The sequence below is a fragment of the Pseudomonas sp. R3-18-08 genome (assembly GCF_003852065.1).
In the GTDB taxonomy this organism is placed as follows: domain Bacteria; phylum Pseudomonadota; class Gammaproteobacteria; order Pseudomonadales; family Pseudomonadaceae; genus Aquipseudomonas.
Genome location: NZ_CP027729.1, coordinates 300,192 through 322,303, shown reverse-complemented (window position 1 = coordinate 322,303; position 22,112 = coordinate 300,192). Strand labels below are relative to the sequence as shown.

The window sequence follows — 22,112 nt, the reverse complement described above, 5'->3', positions numbered from 1 at the left end:
TCATATGAAAAAAATAGTGCTCTCCCTGGCATTCGGCTTGTTCAGCTCGGCCGTATTCGCCGCCGATGCGCCGTTGAAAGTCGGCACCACCGCCGCCTTCGCGATTCCCCTGGAAGCCGCTGTAGAAGAAGCCGGCAAACAGGGCCTGAAGGTTGAACTGGTGGAATTCACCGACTGGATCGCGCCGAACGTCAGCCTCGCCGCCGGCGATATCGACGTGAACTACTTCCAGCACATCCCGTTCCTGGAAAACGCCAAGGCCGCCGCCGGCTTTGACCTGGAGCCCTACGCGCCGGGCATCATCAACAACGTCGGCCTGTATTCGAAAAAGTACAAAAGCTTCAACGACCTGCCCGAAGGCGCCAGCGTGGCCATCGCCAACGACCCGATCAACAGCGGGCGCGGCCTGCAACTGCTGGCCAAAGCCGGGCTGATCACCCTCAAACCGGGGGTGGGCTACAAGGCCACGGAAGAAGACATCGTCAGCAATCCGAAAAAGATCAAGATCCTGCAAGTCGAGGCCGTGCAACTGGTACGCGCCTATGACGACGCCGATCTGGTGCAGGGCTACCCGGCGTACATCCGCCTGTCCAAGACCTTCGATGCCGAGTCGGCGCTGCTGTTCGATGGCCTCGACCATCCGGAATACGTGATCCAGTTCGTGATCCAGCCCAAGAGCAAAACCGACCCGAGGGTGATCAAGTTCGTCGACATTTACCAGCACTCGCCGACGGTGCGCGCCGCCCTGGATAAATCCCTCGGCAAGCTCTACCAAGTCGGCTGGGACGATAAAAAATGACCGCCGCCAACGCCCAACTGCGCGACCTGGGCACATTGCCCAGGGACGCCGAGCAGACCGAACTGCATCCGGACTTGAACAGCGCCCACGTGCGTTTCATCAACCTGGGCAAAACCTATGACGGCACTGTGCATGCCCTGCAAGGCATCGACCTGGCGATTGCGCGCGGCGAAGTGTTCGGCATCATCGGCCGCAGCGGCGCCGGCAAGTCGTCGCTGATCCGCACCATCAATCGCCTGGAACAACCCAGCAGCGGGCGCGTGCTGATCGATCAGGTGGATATCGGCAGCTTCGATGAAGACCACCTGGTAGCGCTGCGCCGGCGCATCGGCATGATCTTCCAGCACTTCAACCTTATGTCGGCCAAGACCGTCTGGCAGAACGTCGAACTGCCGCTCAAGGTCGCCGGGGTGCCCAAGCCGCAGCGTGAGCAAAAGGTGCGTGAGCTGCTGGAGCTGGTGGGTTTGCAGGACAAGCACAAAGCCTATCCGGCACAGCTCTCGGGCGGGCAGAAACAGCGCGTGGGCATCGCCCGTTCGCTGGTGCACGACCCCGAGATCCTGCTGTGCGACGAAGCCACCTCGGCGCTGGACCCGGAAACCACCCAATCGATCCTCGGCCTGCTGCGCGAGATCAACCAGCGCCTGGGCCTGACCATCGTGCTGATCACCCATGAGATGGCGGTGATCCGCGACATCTGCGACCGCGTGGTGGTGCTGGAGCATGGGCGTATCGTCGAGCAAGGCCCGGTGTGGCAAGTGTTCGGCAACCCGCAACACGAGGTCAGCAAGACCCTGCTGGCGCCGCTGCAACATGGGCTGCCGGAAGAGCTGCAAAACCGTTTGCATACCCAGCCTGAATCGCCGGAAGCCGCCGTGGTGATGCGCTTGCAGTTCACCGGCAGTGCCAGCGATGAACCCGACCTGGCCGCGCTGTTCAGTGCCCTCGGCGGGCGTGTGCGTCTGCTGCAGGGCGGTGTCGAACGGATTCAGGGGCATGCCTTGGGGCAACTGCTGCTGGCGGTGAATGGCTCGCCCCATAGCACCGAGGAACTGCGCAACCGCGCCGCGAACTGGGCACAACAGGTGGAGGTGCTGGGCTATGTGGTTTGATCGTTTAGTACAGGGCGCCATCGACACCTTGTTGATGGTCGGCGTGTCATCACTGATCGCCTTGCTGGTAGGGATTCCGCTGGCGGTGTTTCTGGTCACCAGCGACAAAGGTGGCATCTACCAGGCACCGGCGCTGAACCGGGTGCTCGGGGCCTTCGTCAATCTGTTCCGCTCCATTCCGTTTCTGATCCTGATGGTGGCGCTGATCCCGTTCACCCGCCTGATCGTCGGCACCACCTACGGCGTATGGGCGGCGGTCGTGCCGCTGACCATCGCGGCCACGCCGTTCTTTGCGCGCATCGCCGAAGTCAGCCTGCGCGAGGTCGACCATGGCTTGATCGAAGCGGCGCAGGCCATGGGGTGCCGCCGCTGGCACATCATCTGGCACGTGCTGCTGCCCGAAGCGCTGCCGGGGATCGTCGGCGGGTTCACCATTACCCTGGTGACCATGATCAACTCGTCGGCCATGGCCGGGGCGATTGGCGCCGGTGGCTTGGGCGACATTGCGTACCGCTATGGCTACCAGCGCTTCGATACGCAGATCATGCTGACGGTGATTGTGCTGTTGGTGGTGTTGGTGGCGGTGATCCAACTCGGCGGGGATCGACTGGCGCGGGTGCTGAACAAGAGGTGAGGTATAGTCGGCGCATCCCAGCGCCCGGTATTGCCTGTCATGACCCTCAAGCCCGACGACCTTAACCAGATTACCGCCACCACCCTCGGCCATTACAACAAAGTCGCCGAAGACTTCCGCGAGGGCACCCGCGATCACGATGTGAGCCAGAACATCGACGCGTTGCTGCGGCACATCCAGGGCACGCCGCCGTTTACCGTGCTGGATTTTGGCTGCGGGCCGGGGCGGGATCTGCAGACCTTTACACGCCTGGGGCATATCGCCGTGGGGCTCGATGGTTCCGAGCGGTTTGCGCAGATGGCGCGGCAGGACAGTGACTGCGAGGTGTTGCAGCAGGACTTCCTCAAGCTGGACCTGCCCGACGGGCGCTTCGATGGGGTGTTTGCCAATGCGGTGCTGTTTCATATTCCCAAGCAGGAATTGCCCCGGGTCCTCAAGCAACTGCATGGCACGTTGAAGGCTGGAGGCGTGCTGTTCAGCTCCAATCCTCGCGGTGACAACCAGGAAGGCTGGAATGGGCCTCGGTATGGGTCTTATCACGATCTGGCGGCGTGGCAGGCATTGCTGACGACGGCGGGGTTTGTGGAGTTGGAGCACTATTACCGGCCGGCGGGATTGCCTCGGGAGCAGCAGCCTTGGTTGGCCAGTGTGTGGCGTCGGGTTTAAGTGATGTATTGCCTGGGCTGACGCTATCGGGGGCAAGCCCCCTCCCACAGGGGAACGCGTTCAAATGTGGGAGGGGGCTTGCCCCCGATGGTCTCAATGGCCCCGCTGATACACCTGATACACCACCGGGCTTTCACCCTCCACCAGCGCCGTCACACTGCGCCCGGCATAGCCTTGTTTTTCTCCCGCCGAAAAATTCGCCACCAGCCGCGTGCCATCGGCAAACGTGGTTTGCTGCACCTGTTTATCTGCGGTCAGCCAGCGAAAATCAGTCATCGCCTGAGTCGCCAGGCGCTCATGCAGTGGACGGAAAAACCGATCCTGGCGCTGAATCAACGGCAGCCGTTCCTTGAGCGTCGCAGCACTCAGGTGATACAGCGGCGGTACGTTGTAGAGCAACTGCGTCAGCTCATTTTCAGCCCGCACATTGCTCAGTTTGAGGCTATCAAACAGCCAGTGATGGGTGGTGATCACCGAACCATGGAACACCGCCTGGTACAGCGGCAGGCGCAGCGTCGGATCGAAGTAGAGCGTGCGAAATGGCTCGTTCAGCGGCACCGACTTGAAGAACACCGCCGGTTGCTCCGGCGGATACCAGTTGCCCAAGTAGTAGGGCGACTGTTTGTCCCGAGTCATGTCGCGATCCCCCCAGCCCAGCACCGGGGTTTGCATGCCATGGGCGAACAGGATCCCCTGGGCGGTGATGGCGTTGCCGTCTTCGGAGCCTGTCGGCAATTGCAGCGTGGTGTTCAGCCAACGGGACGCATCGATATTGCCTTCAGCGTTTTGCGCCTGGGTCATCGGTGCGCTGTCGCGGTAGCTGTCGAGCAGCATGCTGGTAGCGTACGCATCGAGAAACCAGGCGTTGAAGCCCGCCCTGGCCTGTACGGCTTTCACCCGCGCTTCCAATAACGGCCGCACACAGCGCGGATCGGTGTAGTGGCCGGACCGCTGGAAGCCGGTCTTGAGCTGGCCGTCCTTCAATACAATGGCGCAGTCGCGGTAGGCCTTGCTGCCCAGGTGGGCGGTGGTCCAGTCGGGATTTTCGGTGGCGGACAACGCGGTTTGATAGGAGTCGTAGGGCGCTATCAGGTAGCCCGCGTCGACACCGGCGCGGATGGTTTCGGGGTGCCACAGGCCGCCTTCCCAGCCTTCGCCCAGGGTCAGCATCAAGCGTGGCAGCCCGGCGTCGCGCAGTGTCTGTACTATCTTGCTGCCCCAGGTGTCGGGGCTACCGCCGAGGGCACCGGCAAAATCCACGGCCAGTTCACGACGCAACTCACCGTAGCGGGCGGCAAGACGGGTCATATCGGGCTCGTCCACCTGCCAGCTCTGCCGGGCCTTCTGGTTGATCGCCGCGTTGAGGCCGCGCAACAGCACGGTTTGCTCGTAGCGATTCAACCTGCCCGGCTGCGCCAGCAGCGCTGCGGAGTCCTTGTCCAACAGGCCCTTGAGCGCATGATCGCGCAAGCGCTTGAGCAACAGCGGCCAATCACGCACATCCTCCAGCGCCAGCAGGTCATTGCCCCACAGGTAGGCATGGCTGGCGCCCAGCAGTTTTTGCGCACCCGGCGTTTGCCGCAGCTTGGCCTCCAAGGGTTCGTAACGGTCCTGTTCGACCAGCCATTGGCGATAGCGCTTGGCGCCGGCCAGCGGGTCGGCGTCGCCCAGGTGCAACAACAGGGTCATGGGCGCGGCAGGTGCGAGCGACGTGAACTCATGGGCCAACGACAACGCCTGGCCTTGCCAGCGCAGGCGGTTGTTGTAGGGATTGGTCAGCAGCCAGTTCAAGGTGAAGGCACCGTGATCGACACCCCACAACGGCAGGCTGAGGTCCTGGGTGGTGTTGATATCGCCCTGCTCTATCAGGAAATCGCTCCACAGGGCATTGCCGGCCGGCACGTAATGCCCTTCGGCCAACGGCCACATCAACCCCTTGCCCAGGGCGCTCGCCGGCTGCACAAGGATCGGCAGTTCACCGTCTTCCCGCGCCCTGATCGACAGCAGCAGGTCGCGCTGCTCAAGGCTGGCAGTTACGCGATAGGCACCGTCGTCCCATTGCCAACTGACCTGTTGATCGTTTTGTGCGAGTTGACTGACGGCGCGGGCCGATACGCCTTTGGAGGCGTGAACCTCGGGTTGGCCGCTGGGTGTCACACGGATGGCGAGGGTGGCCGGGTCGAGTTCGACTCGCCACAACGGGTTTTCCAATACGGTGCTGGCAAAGGCCAGGGGCGACAGGAAGCAGCAGCAGATCAGCAAGGTATGACGCAGACGGTTCATGGCAGGCGACCGTTGAGAGGTGGAGGCCGGAGGGTAAAACACTCAACGGGGTGACCAGGGCAACAGGCGTCACTTTCAGAAGCTTCCCACATCTCAAAGATCGTTCCCACGCTCCGCGTGGGAATGCGGCCCGTGACGCTCCGCGTCACCTGTGCGCAGTAGCCGAAATTTGCAGCGCTTGGCGGGACGCGGAGCGTCCCAGGAGGCGTTACCACGCGGAGCGTGGGAACGATCAGCCCCTCCCACATTTTTAACCGCGTTCTTCCTGCTTTGGCTCGCGGATCTTGTACCAAGCCACATACAGCGCCGGCAGGAACAACAGCGTCAGCAAGGTGGCGATAATAATCCCGCCAATCATCGCGTAGGCCATCGGCCCCCAGAACACTTCCCGCGCAATCGGGATCATGCCCAGGCTCGCCGCCGCCGCCGTGAGCAGGATCGGCCGGCGCCGATGCTCGGTGGCTTCCACCACGGCGTCCCACGGCGTGTAGCCGGCCACTTCATATTCGTGGATCTGCGTCACCAGGATCACCGAGTTGCGGATGATGATGCCGATCAACGCGAGGATACCGAGGATCGCCACGAAGCCCATAGGCGTGCCCGTGGGGATCAGCGCCAGCACCACGCCGATCAGCCCCAGCGGCGCGACACTCGCCACCAGGAACATCTTCTGCACGCTGTGCAGTTGGATCATCAGGAACGTCGCCATCAGGAACAGCATCAACGGCACCACGCTGGCAATCGGGCCCTGGGCCTTGCCGCTTTCTTCCACGGTGCCGCCGGTGGCGACTTTGTAACCCACCGGCAGGCCGTCGCTGAACTTCTGGATGGTCGGCGCCAGCTGCTTGACCAGGTCGGTCGGCTGCATCTCGTCGCGCACTGCGGCCTTGATGGTGATGGTCGGCTTGCGGTCGCGACGCCACACCAGCGGCTGCTCCAGCTCGTAGCGCACGGTGGCGAAGGCCAGCAGCGGAATCGAGGTGCCGTTGGGCGTGACGATCTGCAGGTTCTGCAAGGTTTCCGGCGTACCGCGTTCGGCGTCTTCGGCGCGGCCGACCACATTGATCAGGTAAATGTCGTCATGCACCTGGGTCACCGAGGCGCCGCTGACCACGCTGTTCATCAACTGCGCCACGTCTTCCGACGACAGCCCCAGTTGCCGTGCCTTGTCCTGGGCGATGTCGACGCGCAGCACTTTGCCCGGCTCGTTCCAGTCGTAGATGATCTCGCCCAGGTGGGTGTTCTGGTCGAGCAAAGTCGCCAGTTCGATGGCGTGCTTGCGCACCTGGTCGGTGTCTTTGCCGGATACGCGGTACTGGATCGGGCGTCCCACCGGCGGGCCCATTTCCAGCGGCTGCACGAAACTGCCGATGCCGACGAAATCATCGCGCAGGCGCTTCTGCAGGCGCGCAATCAGGGCACCGCGCTCTTCCAGGCCCTTGCTGACGATCACCAACTGCGCGTAGTAGGGGTTTTCCAGTTGCTGGTCCAGCGGCAGATAGAATCGGATCGCGCCCTGGCCGATGTAGGTGCTCCAGCGCGTAATGTCCGGGTCGTCCTTGATGATCGCTTCCAGACGGTCGACCGCCTTGCGCGTCTCGTTGATCGAGGCGTTTTGCGGCAGGTTGAGGTCGACGAGGATTTCCGGACGGTCCGACGACGGGAAGAACTGGTTCTGCACAAATTGCATGGAGAACACCGACGCCACGAACAGGCCCACGGTGATGCCAATGGCCCACCAGCGATTGCGCATGGCCCACAACATGCCGCCATTGAACGCGCGGCCGATGCGCCCCGGCTCGGCGCTATGGGGCTTCACATTGGCGCTGAGGATATGCACGCCGATCACTGGAGCAAACAGCACCGCCACCACCCACGACACCAGCATCGCCACGGCGATGACCGCGAACAAGGTGAAGGTGTACTCACCCGCCGAACTCGCATTGAGGCCAATTGGCACGAAACCGGCGACGGTCACCAGCGTGCCGGTGAGCATCGGGAAGGCCGTGGAGGTATAAGCGTAGGTCGCGGCCTGCTCCTTGGTTTCGCCTTTTTCCAGGCGTGTGATCATCATCTCCACGGTGATCATCGCATCGTCCACCAACAGGCCGAGGGCGATGATCAACGCGCCCAACGACACCCGTTGCATGGTGATGCCGCTGTATTCCATGAACACGAACACCAGCGCCAGCACCAACGGAATCGAGCACGCCACCACCAGCCCGGCACGCATGCCCAGGCTGATAAAGCTCACCACCAGCACGATGATCACTGCTTCGAACAACGCGCTGGTAAAGCCACCGACGGCCTCTTCCACCACTTCGGCCTGGTCCGAAACCTTGTGCACGCCGACGCCCACCGGCAGGTCGGCGGTCAGTTCATCCATGCGCCCATGCAGCGCCTTGCCGAACGACTGGATATTGCCGCCCTTCTGCATCGCAATCGCCAGGCCAATCGCCGGCTTGCCGTTGAAACGGAACATCGGCCGCGCCGGGTCGACGTAGCCCCGGCTGATGTCGGCAATGTCGGCCAGGCGATAGAAGCGGTCATTCAGGCGCAGGTTGACGTTGGCCAGGTCCTTCTCCGAGGCGAACTGCCCCGAGGTGCGCACGGAAATCCGCTCCGGCCCGGCCTCGATCACCCCAGCGGGGGTCACGGCATTTTGCGATTGCAGGCTTTGCACGACCTGGCGCTGATCGATGCCCAGGGCCGCCAGTTTGCGTGTGGAAAAATTCAGGTAAATCACTTCGTCCTGCTGGCCGATCATCTCGACCTTGCCCAGCCCCGGCACCGAGCGAATTTCAGCGCGCACCTGCTCCACGTAGTCGCGCAACTGGCGCATCGACAGGCCATCGCCGGTAAAGGCATACACCGAGCCGAACACATCACCGAATTCGTCGTTGAACGACGGCCCCTGCAAGCCCTGGGGGAAGGTGCCGCGAATATCGTCGATCTTCTTGCGAACCTGGTACCAGATCTCCGGGATGGCCTTGGCGCTGGTGGTGTCCTTGAGGAACACGAACACCGTGGATTCGCCCGGCCGGGTGTAGCTCTTCACATAATCGAGGGAGTCGAGTTCCTCGAGTTTTTTCTCGATGCGGTCGGTGACCTGCTTGAGGGTTTCTTCCTGGGTCGCGCCCGGCCAGCGGGTCTGGATGACCATGGTCTTGATGGTGAACGAGGGGTCTTCCTCGCGGCCCAGGTTCATGTACGAAAACACGCCCATCAGCAGCGCGACGAACATCAGGTACCAGACGAAGGACTGATGCTTGATGGCCCAGTCGGATAAGTTGAAGCTTCCTTTCATCGCGGGCTGTCCTCGTCGATTTTGACTTTCTGCCCGGGTTTCAGGCTGTTCACACCGGCGGTGACGACGCGCTCGCCGGGCTTGATGCCACCATTGAGCACTGCGCTGTCGGCGTCACGGCTGACAACCGTGACATCACGCGGTTGCACCGTCTGGCTATGGGTGTCGAGCAACCAGATGCGGGTCTTGCCATCGACTTCCTGCAACGCGCTCAACGGCAGCTGGATACGCGGCGCGATGGCGCTGCTCAAGGTCACGCTGATGGCGGTGCCCAGGCGAAACGCGGCGGGGGTGTCGGTCAGGCTCAAGCGCGCGCGACGGGTACGCGTGGCGCTTTGGGCCTGGGGCTCGATCTCGCGCACGATGGCGGTGGTGTGCACGCTGGGGTCCAGTTGCCCGGCCACCAGGAACACCACATCCGCCGGCAAGCGCTCGGCGAGGCCGGCGGGCAGGTCGATCACCGCTTCCTTGATGTCCGGGCGGGCCAGGGTCACCACTTGCTGGCCGGCGCTGACCACCTGGCCGGCCTCGGCGTTCCAGGCGGTGACGATGCCGGCGTGGTCGGTGCGCAGCTCGGCGTAGTTGAGCTGGTCCTTGGCTTGATTGACCGAGGCGCGGGCCTGGTCGAGGGTGGCCTGGGTGGTTTTCAGGTCGGTCTGGGCCACATCCAACTGCGCCTGGGCGCCGACGCCACGGTCGAACAGCTCTTGCTGGCGGCGGGCATTGGCCTGGGCATTGATGAACTGTGCCTGCACGCGGGCCAGGTCACCCTGGGCGGCGCGTAGTTGGTTCTGCTGGTCGGTGGGGTCGAGGACGGCGAGCAAGGCGCCCTTCTCCACCTCGGCGCCCACGTCCACCGCGCGGCGGGCGATACGGCCCGGCACACGGAAGCCCAGGTTACTTTCGTAGCGGGCCTGAATGGTGCCGGCAAAACGACCGAGCTGTGCCTGGTCTTCGGCCTCCACCTCCATGGACAACACCGGGCGCACCGGTTCGGGCGGCGCGTCTTCCTTGGAGCAGGCCACCAGCAACAGGCTGGCGGCGAGGATCACCGTCAGGTGCTTCATGGCTGGGCTCCTTGCTGGGCAATTTCGACGAGCATGCCGGGGTGCAGCAATTGCCCACCGGCCACCACGACTTTTTCGCCGCCTTTAAGGCCGTCACCGATGATTACTTTGCCGGTGAGGTACCGCGCCACCGTAACCTTGTGCAACTGCGCCTTGCCGTCGCCGTCCACCAGCCAGACGGCGGGTTCGCTGAGGTCCTTGGTCAAGGCCGACCACGGTAACTCGATGCTGGCCTTGGCCGGGCCATTGGCGGTGGCGCTTACCACCGACCCCAGTTCCATGCCTTTGGGCAGGCTTTGCAGGGCGATCTTCACTTGCACGGTGCCGGTATTGGCGGCCACGGCAGGGGTGACTTCGCGGACTCTGCCCACTGTCTTGATGCTCGGGTTATCCAGCAGGCTGACGGTGATCGGCGCGTCCGGCGGCGGCTCCACCAGCAGCGATTCGTAAACGTTGAACACCGCGTCGCGTTCGCCATCGCGGGCCAGGCTGAAGATCGGCACGGTGGCTTGGACGACCTGGCCGACTTCAGCCTGGCGCGCCGTGATGATGCCCGGCGCATCGGCGATCAGCGCGGTGTAGCCCAGTTGCTCACGGGCATTGGCCAACTGCGCCTGGGCGGCGGCCAGCGCGCTTTGGCTGCTGCGCAACGCGGCCTGGGCGGCGTCGTATTCGCTGCGGCTGGTGTAGCCCTTGGGCAAGAGCTTTTCCTGACGCACGAAGGCGGCGGCGGTTTGCTTGACCCGCGCCTGCTCGGCCACGACCTGGGCCTGGGCGGAATCGACGTTGGTCTGCAGGTCCTTGGGATCGAGCCTGGCCAGCACTTGCTTGGCCGTCACCCGATCACCGACGTCGACCAGGCGCTGGATGATCTTGCCACCCACCCGAAAGGACAAATCGGTTTGCACCCGCGCCTGGACATCCCCGGTCAGCGTGACCGCTGCGGCAAAATCCGCCGGCTGCACGGTTTGCACGAACACCCGCGAATGGGCCTTGGGCTCGGCCTTTTCCTGGCCACAACCGCCCAGCAGCGTCAGTAAGCCAAGCCCGAAGAAAAATGTGGAAATGCGACCGCCCATGCAGGCTCCTTTTGCGTGATGCCGACGTGCCAGTGTGTATGCGACTGTGAGCTTAGATCAGGGTTCCTTATCTGCATGGAGGATCCCATACTTCAATGGTTCCCCTACCGACTCAATTGCCATGCTCAAGACCCTCGCGGTGGCCAATTACCGCTCGATCAATAAATTGGTGGTGCCCCTGGGCCGCTTGAACCTGGTCACAGGCCCCAACGGCAGCGGCAAGTCCAACCTGTATCGCGCCCTGCGCCTGCTGGCCGAAACTGCCCAGGGCGGGGTGATCAATGCCCTGGCCCGGGAGGGCGGACTGGACTCGACGTTCTGGGCCGGGCCGGAAACCATCAGCCGGCGTATGCACAGCGGTGAAGTGCCGGTGGAGGCTGTCGTGCGCAAGGGCGTCAAGCGTCTGCGCCTGGGGTTCGCCGCCGAAGATTTCAGCTACGCGATCTCCCTGGGCTTGCCGGAACCCACCCAGTCGTTTTTCAGCCTCGACCCGGAAGTGAAGAGGGAATGCATCTGGGCCGGGCACGTCTACCGCCCGGCCAGCCTGTTGGTACAGCGTTCCGGGCCGTTGGTGCGCGCTCGCGAAGGCCGTGCCTGGGATGTACTGGCCCAGCACACGCCGAACTACCACAGCCTGTTCGACCAAGTCGGCAGTTTGCGTGGCTCGCCGGAAGTATTGCTGCTGCGCGAAAGCATCCGTGGCTGGCGCTTTTATGATCACTTTCGCAGCGACGTGGACGCGCCAGTGCGCCAACCGCAGTTAGGCACCCGCACGCCGGTGCTGCATCACGACGGGCGCGATTTGGCCGCAGCGTTGCAAACCATTCGTGAAATTGGCGACCCCGAGGCGTTACAGCGCGCAGTCAGCGATGCGTTTCCAGGCGCGCGCTTAAATATCCAACCGTTACAGGGCGGGCGCTTTGCCATCGAGTTTTACCAGGAAGGCCTGCTGCGCCCGTTGTCGGCGGCAGAGCTGTCGGACGGCACCTTGCGCTACCTGCTGCTGATCGCCGCGCTGCTGACGCCACGGCCGCCGACCATGATGGTGCTGAACGAGCCTGAAACCAGCTTGCATCCAGACCTGTTGCCAGCGTTGGCGCGCTTGATCATCCAGGCGTCGGCGCAGTGCCAGGTGTGGGTAGTGTCCCATGCCAGCCGCTTGATTGCGGCGTTGCAGCAGGATCAAGAGTGCAACTCGATTGTGCTGGAGAAGGTGATGGGGGAGACGCGGGTGGTGGGCCAGGGGATGCTGGATGCGCCGGCGTGGCAGTGGCCGGAATAGGGGGTGACTGCACAGGCCTCATCGGGGGCAAGCCCCTCCCACATTTGGATATATGCACAAATCAGAACCTGTGAACCCAATCCAGTGTGGGAGGGGGCTTGCCCCCGATGGCGGCAGAACAGCCAACACAAAAGCCAGGCCTCAGCCCTGCCACTTCCCGCCTTCAACAATCACACTCTCAGGCTTGGTGTCATCGCTCAGTTCTTTACGCACATATTGGTCATAGAGTTTGAGCAAGAACTTCTCTTCGCCCAACTTCGCCAATTCCGCGTTCACCCAGTCGCGCAGTTCGATATTGCCCTTCTTCACCGCCGGGGCAATCGGGGCTTCGTCACCGAGCTTCTGCTCCAGCACGCGGTAGCCGGGGTTCTGCTTGGCCCAACTGAACAGCACCAGGTTGTCCTGGGCGTAGGCATCGCCACGGCCGGCCGACAGCGCTTGCAGCGACTCGGAGTTTTTCTCGAACTTGAGCAGTTTCCAGTCCGGGTGGTTTTTGGTCAGCCAGATATCGGCGGTGGTGCCGGTGGTGACGATGGTGGTGCGGCTGGCCAGGTCATCCAGGTTCTTGACCGGGCTGTCGTTCGGTACCAGGGCCTGTACCGCGACTTTCAGGTTGGGGTTGGTGAAGTCCACCGCTTCCTTGCGCTCAGGGGTCACGGTCATGTTGGCGAGGATCAGGTCGACTTTGTCGCTTTGCAGGAATGGGATACGGCTGGCCGGCTCCACGGCGACGAACTCGACTTTGTTTTCATCGCCCAACAGGTCCTTGGCGAATTGGCGGCCGATGTCGGTATCGAAACCGACGTAGCGGCCGGCTTCGTTGACGAAGCCGAACGGCGGCTTGTCGGTGAAGACGCCGACGATCAGCTTGTCGCGGGCCTTGATCTTGTCGATAGCACTCACCGCGCTGGCGGCAGGTTTGGCAGGCTCTTCGGCCTTCTTGTCGCAGCCGGCCAGTAACGCGACGGCAAACAGTGGCAGCAGTAACTTTTTCATAGCAGCTCCGGTTCCTTGATCTTTCTGGGCAGTGTTGAAACAAAGGAGAACTTCTCCAGGAACTGCTGCGCGCGTGCGGTTTGCGGGTTCGTAAAGAATGCCTCGGGGGTGTTGTGTTCGAGGATGCGACCGGCCTCCATAAACACCACGCGGTCGGCGACGGCGCGGGCGAAGGCCATTTCGTGGGTGACAATCAGCAGGGTCATGCCGTCGCGGGCCAGGCCCTGGATGACTTCCAGCACTTCCTTGACCATTTCCGGGTCGAGGGCGGCGGTGACTTCGTCAAACAGCATGACCTGAGGGTTCATGCACAGCGAACGGACGATGGCGATGCGTTGCTGCTGGCCGCCGGAAAGCTGGCGTGGAAAGGCGTCGCGCTTGTCGGCCAGGCCCACGCGCGCCAGCAGTTTTTCCGCCTGCTCACGCGCTTCACGCGGGTCGCGCTTTTGCACCTTCAAGGGGCCGAGCAGAATGTTGTCGAGCACGCTCATGTGCGGGAACAGGTGGTAGCTCTGGAACACCATGCCGATGTCCTGGCGCACCTGGCGCCAGTCGGTATGTTTTGCCAACAGCTCGTTGCCGGCGAACCGCAAGTGCCCGCTGTGAGCCACTTCCAAGCCATTGAGGCAGCGCAGCAAGGTGCTTTTGCCGCAACCACTGGGGCCGAGGATCACCACCACTTCGCCGCTGTGCACGCTCAGGTCGATGCCCTTGAGCACCTGCTGTTCGCCGAAGAATTTGTTGAAACCCTGAAACTCGATCAATGCGCTCATGCTTGGGCCCAGCGCCGTTCCAGCACCTTGGAGGCGGCCGACAACGGGTAGCAGATAAAGAAGAAAAACAGGAACAGCGCGCCGTAGATCAACACCGACTCATAGGTGCGCTCGATGATTTGCTGGCCGACCTTGATCACATCCACCACGCCGATCAGCACCGCCAGGGAGCTGGTCTTGATGATCCGCGTGTAGACATTGATGGTCGGCGGCGTCATGCGTTTCAGGGCCTGGGGCAGCAGCACGTAGCCGTACAGCTGCGGGTCGGACAGCCCGATCGACAAGCCGGCTTCGCGCTGGCCACGGGGCAGCGAATGCAAGGCGCCGCGCACCACTTCGCCGACTTCACTGGCGCCCCACAACGACAACACCAGCACCGCACACCAGAAACTGGGGATGCTCAGGCCGAAGAAGATCGGCAGGCCGAAAAACAACAGGTACAGCCAGACCAGCACCGGGATGGCGCGAAACAGCTCCAGGTAAACCCGCAGCAGCGCATTGATCACGCGGTTGTCCAAGGTGCGCAATACGCCATACAACACGCCGCCGACCGTGCTGAAGGCGATGCTCAAGAACGAAATCGACAGGGTTTGCGCAGCGCCTTTGCCCAGTTGCGGCAACGACACCCATAACAATTCAAGACCCGAACTGGCCATGCTGGAGCCTCCTTTCCAAACGGCTGAGCAACAGCGACAACGGCAAGAACAGCAGCACGCAGATCAGCGTCAATACGGCGAGCATTTCGTAGGTCTTGTAGTAGAGCGCGATGTAGCTCTTGGTGGTGTAGAGAATCTCGGGCACCGCCACAGCGGAAACCACCGTGGTCTCCTTGAGCAGAAAGATGAAATTGGCGAACAGCGCCGGCAGGCTGAGGATGCCGGCCTGGGGCAGAATCACATGGCGCAGCAGCTGCCAGTCGGACAGGCCGATAGACTTGCCCGACTCGATCTGTGCGAGCGGCACCGCTTCCACACCGGCGCGCAGCACTTCGGTGAGGTAGGCGCCGCCGAGGAAGGTCATGGTGATAATCGCCGCCCAGAATCCGGAAATATTCAAGCCCAGGGCCGGCAGCGCGAAATACACGAAGAACAGTTGAATCAGCAGCGGCGTGTTACGCGCCAGCTCCACATACAGCGCCACCAGCCGCGACAGGTAGGGGGTGCGAAACACCAACAGCGCCGCGTTGATCAGCGCCACAAGCAAGGAGGTGGCAATTGCGATCAGACCCACTTGCAGCGTCACCCCGACCGCTTTGAGAAACGCCGGCAAGGTGCTGAGAATAAATGCGAAATCGAAGGTCATGTGCAGTCCAAATCGCCGCATGGGTAATGCCGCGAGCGCAGTCCGTTCCGGCGTGGATAACGTCGGGTAGCGCGAACTTTAAAGGTATAAAAAGCAAAATTTAAATACCGAAATAGCATATCAATATCACCCAAATAGCTAACCTATTGGGGATTGCTCAACCAAGTGCAAGACGTGAACGCTTCGATAAAAAAAGCCCTGCCGACAGGCAAGGCTTTCAACACTATTCAGCCCCTCTTCAGAGTGTCGGGCTGGCCGCCACCGGCCATTGCTTTGGTAGCGCTGTTTTGCTGCTCTTCGGTCTCAAAATTGACGTAGTTGTCGGGGAATTTGAAATGGGAATCCACGAGTTTCCAGTACTCTTCGTTTTGCGGCTTTGCTTTGTCCCATATTCGATCAGCCAGAGAGCGGGCGTCGCTGCGCACCAGATCCGGCTGCCCCTTCGCTTGCTGTATCACTTTGTCGACGTGCCCGCGTAATGCATTGGGGCCGGTGGTTTCAATAGTGCTTTTATTCGGGCGACTGAAGTAACGGTCACCGCCGTACTCATTGCCCTTCATGGAACGGTAGTTGTTGCCGATGTCATCAATCAGGCTGGACAGCATCGCACTCTGGGCATGGCTGGAAAATAACGCGTTGGCGAAATAAGGGGTGGCGCTGCCCTTTGCGTCATTTTTGCCTTCAGCCATGCCGACCAGCATTAAATCGGGATGGGCATGCAGTGCGCCATCGAGGGGGCGTACGCTCTCCAGATCAATATCCGTATAAGTGCCCGCATAACGATTGACGATTTCATAACGTGCCACGTCCGAGGCTGCAGCATAGCCACCGTTACGTCCGATAATTTCGTGTTGATACACGTCTTTATTCTGTAATCGAATGTCCGAGGGATTGCTCAGGTCACGAATCTGAATGTTCTTTTGATCGGCAAACCGCTCTTTTAAACTCGTCAGCGTACTGATATCACGGGGAGGGTTACTCGCGTAACGGTCCCAGGATTTTGTCGTCTGGTCCAGAATCACGGCTTCTGCTTGATAAAACTTATCGTCGGTGCGCTGCGCGTAACGCTCAAATCCGTCAAGTACCTGCCGAGCGTTAGCAGCCGTCACGTTTCCACCTTCGGGCAGCAGTAGCGCTTTCAACTTTTTGTTACCCGAGGCAGACAGCTCTTTGTTCAACTCGCTGATGACTTGTGACTGTTCTGCAGGTTTACGCTGCCTGGGAGATTCCGTAGTCACTTTGAGTTGGCTGAATAAACCGCGAATGGGACGCTCTGATTGATAGCCTGGATAAATAGCTTCCGCTTTTGCCTGCGCGGACTTATTCGTGGCGTAAGCATCAAATTGAGTGGAATCCACCCAAAGCGTGACTTCATGGTTAGGGTTCTTGGCTGCCCACTGACGCAAGTATTCATCCTGCTTGACGCTTGGTTCCGAGCCCACCCACACCATATGGATATTGTTCGGGACGGGCTTGAATTCGCTTAGAGGGTAGGTGGATTCAAAGCTTTTAGGGCTCTGGGGCTGGGCCGCTACCGGGCTCATGCTTGGGGAGGTGGTGAGCGGTTGATGCGAAGATACATGCTGAGTCATAACTATTGGCTCCAAAAAGCTGACAACACTTGCCGGCGCCTCCATGCGTTAGTTCCTTCATCGACTCCAAGCCTGCGGGTAAAAAAACAAAAAAACAAAGATACAAATGTAAGATTATTTAAGAAACATAAGCCAGCAATTCAAGAAAACATTCAATGCAACTAATCCACAAACAAAACCAATAAACACCCTTAATGTAACGAATATAAAGTTGCGCTCCACAACTTAACGCTTCACTTCGACGCCCTGTATCTGTCACAAAAAAAACGCCGGCGCTTTATTAGCCACCGGCGTTGAAACCTTGAAGGAGGTTTTGACTTACATCAGAACGCTGGTACGACCGCGCCGTTGTACTTCTTCTCGATGAAGGCTTTGACTTCGGGGCTGGTCAGGGCCTTGGCCAGTTTCTGGATCGCGTCACTGTCCTTGTTGTCCGGGCGAGCGACCAGGAAGTTCACGTAGGGCGACTTGGCGTCTTCGATGATCAGCGCGTCTTTGGCTGGGTTCAGGCCGGCTTCCAGCGCGTAGTTGGTGTTGATCACGTCCAGGTCAACCTGGTCGAGTACGCGGGGCAGCAGCGCCGACTCCAACTCCTTGAATTTGAGGTGCTTGGGGTTGTCTTTGATGTCCTTGAGCGTGGACAACGGGTTGGTCGGGTCTTTCAGGGTGATCAGACCGTTCTTCTGCAGCAGCAACAGGGCGCGACCACTGTTGGAGCCTTCGTTCGGGATGGCCACAGTGGCGCCATCTTTGAGCTCAGAGATGTTTTTGACTTTTTTCGAGTACCCGCCGATAGGTTCAACGTGCACACCGACTACGGTCACCAGGTTGGTGCCCTTGCCCTTGTTGAAGTTCTCCAGGTACGGCAGGGTCTGGAAGTAGTTGGCGTCCAGACGCTTCTCGGCCACTTGCACGTTCGGCTGTACGTAGTCGGTAAAGACTTTGATCTGCAGGTCTACGCCTTCCTTGGCCAGGGTTGGCTTGATCAGCTCGAGGATCTCGGCGTGCGGGATCGGGGTGGCGGCCACCACCAGTTTCTCGTTGGCCTGGGCGAAGCTGGCAGTCAGGGCAGCCGCCAGGGCGGTAAACAACAGAACCTTTTTCATGCAATGTCCTTCTAACGACCGTTTTTATGTGGAGTGCCAGCGAAGTGCTATCGCGGCGTGGAGTGGACAATACCTAGATTTTTTATTCCCGAACAATATCTTTTATTCACGTTGATATTCCATTTTGCTCATACAAGAAGCTACGCAGCGTCTCCCGTTCGGTGGGACTGGCGTTCGCGAAAATCCGCTGCACTTGCTCCAAGGGCGAGCCGGCGGCGGGAAGGTTCAGATGCTCGGGCAGAATCTCATCGCCGCTGCTCACCAACAGGGCAAAGTGGATAACGTTTTCCAGCTCGCGGGTATTGCCCGGCCAGCTATGACGTTCCAGCACGCGCTGGGCGGCGTCGCTGATCAGCGGCACCGGCAGTTCCAGGCGCTGGCTGTAGATGCCCAGGAAGTATTCGGCCAGGGACAGGATGTCGCCGACCCGCTCGCGCAATGCCGGCAGGTCCAATTGACCTTCGCTCAGATAATGGAACAGGCGCTCATGGAACTTGCCCGCTGCCACCGCCTGGGCCAGGTCGATGCTGGTGGCGGCCACCAGGCGCACGTCCACCGGGCTGGGTTGGTGGGCGCCGACGCGGGTGACTTCGTGGTTTTCCAGGGCGGCGAGCAATTTGACCTGGATCGGCAACGGCAAATCGCCGATTTCGTCCAGGTACAGCGTGCCGCCATTGGCCGAACCGAACCACCCCGCCCGGCTGCTTGCCGCGCCGCTGTGGCTGCCGGCGGCATAGCCGAACAGCTCCGCGTCGGCGTAAGTCGGGCTGATCGCGCCGCAATTGACCGACACAAACAAGCCCGAGCGATCACTGCCACGGTGAATATGCCGCGCCAGCAGCTCTTTGCCGCTACCGGTCTCGCCGCGAATCAACACGGGCAATGCACGCGGTGCGAGACTTTCCAGCTCTTCGCGCAGCTGCCGCGAACGTGGGTCGACGAACACCAGCGCCTTGGCGCGGATGCTCAACGGGCTTTTTTCGGCATCGGGGAAGGTCAGCAATGGCTGGCCGTAGGTTTCATGCAGACTCATGGCAGGCTCCCGCCCCCATCCACTCAGGGACAGGGTGTTGAAATAGGTTATGCACGGCGCCGAGCGTGATGCTCGAGGCGATTTTGCAGGCGATAGAGGTACGCGAAACCCTGCTCCCAACGTTGGTGGCCGGACTTCACATTGATATGCCCGGCCCCCGACAGGATGCCGGCTTCGGCGCCCCAGTGACGCGCCAGCTCCAACGCCCGTGGCGCGCTGACGGCACTGTCGTTGTCGGAACTGACCACTTGGCTGGGAAACGGCAACAGGTCGGTAGGAATCGGCGCGAAGTTGCGCAGGGCGGGGGCGCAGGCCGGACGTTCGACGTCCGCCGGGGCCACCAGCAAGGCACCGCGCACCTGGCGCAGGAAATTCACCGGCGCGGTGGCCGCCCAATGCGCCACGGTGATGCAACCCAGGCTATGGGCGATCAGGATCACCGGCGTGCTGTCGGCGGCGATGGCCTCGGCCAACGCCGCCACCCAGTCTTCGCGGCGCGGGGTCAGCCAGTCATCCTGCTCCACGCGCGCACTGTTGGGCAGGCTGTTCTGCCAGTGACTTTGCCAATGATCTTCTGGCGATCCTTGCCAGCCCGGCACGATCAGGTAACGAATCGATTCGCTGTGCATGGGTGTGCCCTCCTGCAGCGTTTAACGTTGCAGACCAGTATAGGGACGCGGTTTATATTCGTTAAGGAATAAGAAGCTATTTATTAATAACTGAAAAGCAGCTTCAAGGGATTAGCGGCAAGCGGCAAGTCTGGAGCAAAAAAAAGGCCGCACCCTGCCAAGGAGACGGCCTGAAAAAATAGCTGTAAGCGGACGGACTTTTACTTGCCGCTTGCAGCTTGAAGCTTGAAGCTCACAACTACGCGCTAGCGCGCCGTAATCACCGACAACTTCGTAATCCCCGCGCGCTCGATAGACGCCATGGCTCGCGCCACTTCGCCGTAGTTCACACCATCATCAGCCTGCAGTTGCACCCGCACATCGGGGTCCTTGGCCTTGGCCGCCTGCAGCTTGAACTCCAGCAGGTCCGGCGGGATTTCGTCCTTGTTGATAAACAGTTTGCCGGCACCGTCGATGCTCACCACCAGCGGGTCTTTCTGCTCGACCGGGGCCACGGCCTCGGTCTTGGGCAAGTTGATCGGAATCGCATTGGTGAGCAGCGGCGCGGTGACGATGAACACCACCAGCAGCACCAGCATCACGTCCACCAGCGGCGTGACGTTGATCTCGCTCAGCACCTCATCGCTGTCTTGGGTGGAGAAGGCCATGTCAGGAGGCCTCCTTCACTTTTTGCGGGTTGGCGGCGCTGGTCTTGGTCAGCGCCGGGTGCAACAGCACGCGGAAGGCGTTTTTCTGCGCAAGGCTGTAGAAGTCGTGGGCAAAGTCGTCCAAGTCGGCAGCCGTCAGCTTCAGGCGACGCAGGAAATAGTTGTAGACCAGCACCGCCGGCACCGCGACGGCAATCCCCACGCCCGTGGCGACCAGCGCCGCACCGATAGGCCCCGCCACGGTTTCCAGGCTGGCCGAACCGGCGGCGCTGATGCCCTTGAGCGCCTCCATGATGCCCCACACGGTGCCGAACAGGCCGATAAACGGCGAGGTGCTGCCGATGCTGGCGACCACGGCCAGACCGGTTTCCAGGGAGCGGCGTTCACGCACGATCTGCTGGCGCAAGGCACGTTCGAGGCGGTCTTGATGATTGATGGCCTGGCTCAGGTCAGCCGCGTGCTGGGTATCACCGACCTGGATCGCGGCGTAACCGGCATGGGCTACTCGGGCCGCCGCGCCCGGTTGGGTTTCGGTCAATTCGGCGGCGGCGTCCAGGCTTGAGGCAGCCCAGAATTTTTTATGAAACCGGCGATCCTGGGCCTTGAGGCGCCCGAATTGCACGCCCTTCAACAACGCCAAGCCCCAGGTGGCGACCGAAAAGACCACCAACAGCCAGATCACCGCGCTTTCAATGGATTCAAGTGGAGATGCCAAAGCCATGATGTGTTCCCTCTGTGCAGCTGAATAATTAATGAATCTTGAAATCGATCGGCACGCTGACCCAGCCGTCCTGGGCCACGTCACCCTGCTTGGCCGGCACAAAGCTCCAACGCTTCACGGCGGCCAATGCGGCGTCATCGAGTTGCTGGCGACCGCTGCTTTTCTGCAGCTGGATCTCACCCGGTTTGCCGCTGGCCAGTACGTGCACCCGCAACAACACAGTGCCCTCCCAGCCGCGACGCTGGGCCAGGGACGGGTATTCCGGCGCCGGGTTCTTCAGGTAAGCGGCGTTGGCCGAAGCGGGCGTTACCGGGGCCGGCGCGGGCGGTGCAACAGGTGCCGACGGCGCGGGTACAGGCGGCGCGGGCGGCTGTTCGATCACCTTGGGTACCGGCTTGGGCTCAGGTTTGGGCACGGGCTTGGGCTTGGGTTTAGGAATCGGTTTGGGCGGCGCCGGCTTGGCGGCCAACTCATCCACCACCGGCGGCGGCTCGACCACCGCAGGTGGCGGCGGCACGGGCGGTGGCGGCTCGACCACGGGTGGCGCCGGCCGGGAAAACTCGATGGTCATCGGCGGAATTTCCGGCGGCACCACCGGCAATAGCGGGGTGGGCTTCTGGCTCACCCAATAGATCACGGCGCCGTGCAAGGCCAGCACCAACAAGCCCAGCAGAATGCCTTCGCGTCGGCTGGAAAACCGCTTGGGGGTCTGTTGCAGGCGTAACTGACCCAACGGCGCACGGTGCGGCCGGCCAAGGTCGACCAACTCACCACCCGGTGCCAGGCGCCATTGCGCCTCTTGTGCACTGGCGGCGGTCTGGACATTGCCCATTGATTCACTCCCTACGGCTTCAAGACCAAAAAACCGACAGGCCTGCTTGAAAGGCCGTCGAGGGCTGAATCATCGGGGTTGAGCGCTTATCTCTTAAAGTAATCTTTAAAGTTATGGATATATCTAAAGCGAATATAAAAATACGTCCCCTGCGTCAAGCCCGCGTCTTCCGTGGCTTTGCGCGAAGCGCTTGTTTTTGCATGCGTTTACGGCATACAAAATATTCAGTGAAGGCATGGTTCAAGCGGGATT

At 61.2% G+C, this 22,112-nt stretch carries 20 protein-coding genes; 5 read left to right on the top strand and 15 right to left on the bottom strand.

Annotation, left to right across the window (positions count from 1 at the left end):
* Nucleotides 1-4 precede the first annotated feature (4 nt).
* From C4J92_RS01355 to C4J92_RS01340, 4 genes are read left to right on the top strand one after another with little or no spacing between them, the layout of a single operon-like run.
* Nucleotides 5-799, top strand: coding sequence for a MetQ/NlpA family ABC transporter substrate-binding protein (locus tag C4J92_RS01355; protein WP_124402718.1), 795 nt, complete (start codon nt 5-7; stop codon nt 797-799).
* Entirely contained in the window at nt 796-1,911 is a 1,116-nt protein-coding gene (locus C4J92_RS01350; RefSeq protein WP_124402717.1) for a methionine ABC transporter ATP-binding protein, read from the top strand. Before C4J92_RS01355 ends, C4J92_RS01350 begins: the two co-directional genes overlap by 4 nt.
* Nucleotides 1,901-2,545, top strand: coding sequence for a methionine ABC transporter permease (locus C4J92_RS01345; protein ID WP_034117212.1), 645 nt, complete (start codon nt 1,901-1,903; stop codon nt 2,543-2,545). Before C4J92_RS01350 ends, C4J92_RS01345 begins: the two co-directional genes overlap by 11 nt.
* 39 nt (nt 2,546-2,584) lie before the next feature.
* Nucleotides 2,585-3,211, top strand: a complete 627-nt coding sequence (locus C4J92_RS01340) for a bifunctional 2-polyprenyl-6-hydroxyphenol methylase/3-demethylubiquinol 3-O-methyltransferase UbiG (RefSeq protein ID WP_124402716.1) — start codon at nt 2,585-2,587, stop codon at nt 3,209-3,211.
* 93 nt (nt 3,212-3,304) lie between these two features.
* Here C4J92_RS01340 and C4J92_RS01335 read toward each other — a convergent pair whose 3' ends face one another.
* The 4 genes from C4J92_RS01335 to C4J92_RS01320 all read right to left on the bottom strand — a co-directional run bounded on the left by C4J92_RS01335 (nt 3,305) and on the right by C4J92_RS01320 (nt 10,947).
* Complete coding sequence (locus C4J92_RS01335) at nt 3,305-5,494, bottom strand: glycoside hydrolase (protein ID WP_124402715.1); 2,190 nt, start codon at nt 5,492-5,494, stop codon at nt 3,305-3,307.
* 250 nt (nt 5,495-5,744) lie between these two features.
* The gene (locus C4J92_RS01330; RefSeq protein WP_124402714.1) at nt 5,745-8,801 is read right to left on the bottom strand and encodes an efflux RND transporter permease subunit; all 3,057 of its coding nucleotides are present in this window, start codon (nt 8,799-8,801) and stop codon (nt 5,745-5,747) included.
* Nucleotides 8,798-9,868, bottom strand: a complete 1,071-nt coding sequence (locus C4J92_RS01325; RefSeq protein ID WP_124402713.1) for an efflux RND transporter periplasmic adaptor subunit — start codon at nt 9,866-9,868, stop codon at nt 8,798-8,800. The genes C4J92_RS01330 and C4J92_RS01325 overlap by 4 nt, the downstream gene beginning before the upstream one ends.
* Nucleotides 9,865-10,947, bottom strand: coding sequence for an efflux RND transporter periplasmic adaptor subunit (locus tag C4J92_RS01320; protein WP_124402712.1), 1,083 nt, complete (start codon nt 10,945-10,947; stop codon nt 9,865-9,867). Before C4J92_RS01320 ends, C4J92_RS01325 begins: the two co-directional genes overlap by 4 nt.
* Before the next feature lie 121 nt (nt 10,948-11,068).
* On the opposite strand from C4J92_RS01320, the gene C4J92_RS01315 reads away from it, so the two are divergent.
* Nucleotides 11,069-12,229: an AAA family ATPase gene (locus C4J92_RS01315; protein WP_124402711.1), complete on the top strand. Its 1,161-nt coding sequence runs from the start codon at nt 11,069-11,071 to the stop codon at nt 12,227-12,229.
* A gap of 141 nt (nt 12,230-12,370) precedes the next feature.
* On the opposite strand, the gene C4J92_RS01310 is transcribed toward C4J92_RS01315, so the two are convergent.
* The 11 genes from C4J92_RS01310 to C4J92_RS01260 all read right to left on the bottom strand — a co-directional run bounded on the left by C4J92_RS01310 (nt 12,371) and on the right by C4J92_RS01260 (nt 21,860).
* Nucleotides 12,371-13,225 carry a transporter substrate-binding domain-containing protein gene (locus tag C4J92_RS01310; RefSeq protein ID WP_124402710.1) on the bottom strand — a complete coding sequence of 285 codons (855 nt, stop codon included), beginning with the start codon at nt 13,223-13,225 and terminating at the stop codon, nt 12,371-12,373.
* Nucleotides 13,222-13,998 carry an amino acid ABC transporter ATP-binding protein gene (locus C4J92_RS01305; protein ID WP_124365404.1) on the bottom strand — a complete coding sequence of 259 codons (777 nt, stop codon included), beginning with the start codon at nt 13,996-13,998 and terminating at the stop codon, nt 13,222-13,224. The genes C4J92_RS01310 and C4J92_RS01305 overlap by 4 nt, the downstream gene beginning before the upstream one ends.
* Complete coding sequence (locus C4J92_RS01300) at nt 13,995-14,654, bottom strand: amino acid ABC transporter permease (protein WP_124365403.1); 660 nt, start codon at nt 14,652-14,654, stop codon at nt 13,995-13,997. Before C4J92_RS01300 ends, C4J92_RS01305 begins: the two co-directional genes overlap by 4 nt.
* A complete protein-coding gene (locus C4J92_RS01295; RefSeq protein WP_057725386.1) occupies nt 14,635-15,300 on the bottom strand; it encodes an amino acid ABC transporter permease in 666 nt (221 codons plus the stop codon). The genes C4J92_RS01300 and C4J92_RS01295 overlap by 20 nt, the downstream gene beginning before the upstream one ends.
* 227 nt (nt 15,301-15,527) lie before the next feature.
* Nucleotides 15,528-16,892 (bottom strand): TcdA/TcdB catalytic glycosyltransferase domain-containing protein, encoded by a 1,365-nt coding sequence (locus C4J92_RS01290; protein WP_164487509.1) that lies wholly within the window; start codon nt 16,890-16,892, stop codon nt 15,528-15,530.
* Nucleotides 16,893-17,215: 323 nt separating this feature from the next.
* Nucleotides 17,216-17,998 carry a MetQ/NlpA family ABC transporter substrate-binding protein gene (locus C4J92_RS01285; protein WP_124402708.1) on the bottom strand — a complete coding sequence of 261 codons (783 nt, stop codon included), beginning with the start codon at nt 17,996-17,998 and terminating at the stop codon, nt 17,216-17,218.
* Nucleotides 17,999-18,104: 106 nt separating this feature from the next.
* A complete protein-coding gene (locus C4J92_RS01280) occupies nt 18,105-19,031 on the bottom strand; it encodes a sigma 54-interacting transcriptional regulator (protein ID WP_124402707.1) in 927 nt (308 codons plus the stop codon).
* A 47-nt stretch (nt 19,032-19,078) separates the two neighbouring features.
* Nucleotides 19,079-19,660, bottom strand: coding sequence for an alpha/beta hydrolase (locus C4J92_RS01275; protein ID WP_124360762.1), 582 nt, complete (start codon nt 19,658-19,660; stop codon nt 19,079-19,081).
* 245 nt (nt 19,661-19,905) lie between these two features.
* The gene (locus C4J92_RS01270) at nt 19,906-20,307 is read right to left on the bottom strand and encodes a biopolymer transporter ExbD (protein ID WP_124402706.1); all 402 of its coding nucleotides are present in this window, start codon (nt 20,305-20,307) and stop codon (nt 19,906-19,908) included.
* Between the two features lies 1 nt (nt 20,308).
* Complete coding sequence (locus C4J92_RS01265) at nt 20,309-21,031, bottom strand: MotA/TolQ/ExbB proton channel family protein (RefSeq protein WP_124405748.1); 723 nt, start codon at nt 21,029-21,031, stop codon at nt 20,309-20,311.
* Nucleotides 21,032-21,056: 25 nt separating this feature from the next.
* Nucleotides 21,057-21,860 (bottom strand): energy transducer TonB, encoded by an 804-nt coding sequence (locus C4J92_RS01260; RefSeq protein ID WP_124402705.1) that lies wholly within the window; start codon nt 21,858-21,860, stop codon nt 21,057-21,059.
* Between the last annotated feature and the right edge of the window lie 252 nt (nt 21,861-22,112).

What these genes read in the sequence shown, in the direction of transcription:
- C4J92_RS01355 (WP_124402718.1), top strand. Translation starts at nt 5, where the DNA reads ATGAAAAAAATAGTGCTCTCCCTGGCATTCGGCTTGTTCAGCTCGGCC.
- C4J92_RS01350 (WP_124402717.1), top strand. Translation starts at nt 796, where the DNA reads ATGACCGCCGCCAACGCCCAACTGCGCGACCTGGGCACATTGCCCAGG.
- C4J92_RS01345 (WP_034117212.1), top strand. Translation starts at nt 1,901, where the DNA reads ATGTGGTTTGATCGTTTAGTACAGGGCGCCATCGACACCTTGTTGATG.
- C4J92_RS01340 (WP_124402716.1), top strand. Translation starts at nt 2,585, where the DNA reads ATGACCCTCAAGCCCGACGACCTTAACCAGATTACCGCCACCACCCTC.
- C4J92_RS01335 (WP_124402715.1), bottom strand. Translation starts at nt 5,494, where the DNA reads ATGAACCGTCTGCGTCATACCTTGCTGATCTGCTGCTGCTTCCTGTCG.
- C4J92_RS01330 (WP_124402714.1), bottom strand. Translation starts at nt 8,801, where the DNA reads ATGAAAGGAAGCTTCAACTTATCCGACTGGGCCATCAAGCATCAGTCC.
- C4J92_RS01325 (WP_124402713.1), bottom strand. Translation starts at nt 9,868, where the DNA reads ATGAAGCACCTGACGGTGATCCTCGCCGCCAGCCTGTTGCTGGTGGCC.
- C4J92_RS01320 (WP_124402712.1), bottom strand. Translation starts at nt 10,947, where the DNA reads ATGGGCGGTCGCATTTCCACATTTTTCTTCGGGCTTGGCTTACTGACG.
- C4J92_RS01315 (WP_124402711.1), top strand. Translation starts at nt 11,069, where the DNA reads ATGCTCAAGACCCTCGCGGTGGCCAATTACCGCTCGATCAATAAATTG.
- C4J92_RS01310 (WP_124402710.1), bottom strand. Translation starts at nt 13,225, where the DNA reads ATGAAAAAGTTACTGCTGCCACTGTTTGCCGTCGCGTTACTGGCCGGC.
- C4J92_RS01305 (WP_124365404.1), bottom strand. Translation starts at nt 13,998, where the DNA reads ATGAGCGCATTGATCGAGTTTCAGGGTTTCAACAAATTCTTCGGCGAA.
- C4J92_RS01300 (WP_124365403.1), bottom strand. Translation starts at nt 14,654, where the DNA reads ATGGCCAGTTCGGGTCTTGAATTGTTATGGGTGTCGTTGCCGCAACTG.
- C4J92_RS01295 (WP_057725386.1), bottom strand. Translation starts at nt 15,300, where the DNA reads ATGACCTTCGATTTCGCATTTATTCTCAGCACCTTGCCGGCGTTTCTC.
- C4J92_RS01290 (WP_164487509.1), bottom strand. Translation starts at nt 16,892, where the DNA reads ATGACTCAGCATGTATCTTCGCATCAACCGCTCACCACCTCCCCAAGC.
- C4J92_RS01285 (WP_124402708.1), bottom strand. Translation starts at nt 17,998, where the DNA reads ATGAAAAAGGTTCTGTTGTTTACCGCCCTGGCGGCTGCCCTGACTGCC.
- C4J92_RS01280 (WP_124402707.1), bottom strand. Translation starts at nt 19,031, where the DNA reads ATGAGTCTGCATGAAACCTACGGCCAGCCATTGCTGACCTTCCCCGAT.
- C4J92_RS01275 (WP_124360762.1), bottom strand. Translation starts at nt 19,660, where the DNA reads ATGCACAGCGAATCGATTCGTTACCTGATCGTGCCGGGCTGGCAAGGA.
- C4J92_RS01270 (WP_124402706.1), bottom strand. Translation starts at nt 20,307, where the DNA reads ATGGCCTTCTCCACCCAAGACAGCGATGAGGTGCTGAGCGAGATCAAC.
- C4J92_RS01260 (WP_124402705.1), bottom strand. Translation starts at nt 21,860, where the DNA reads ATGGGCAATGTCCAGACCGCCGCCAGTGCACAAGAGGCGCAATGGCGC.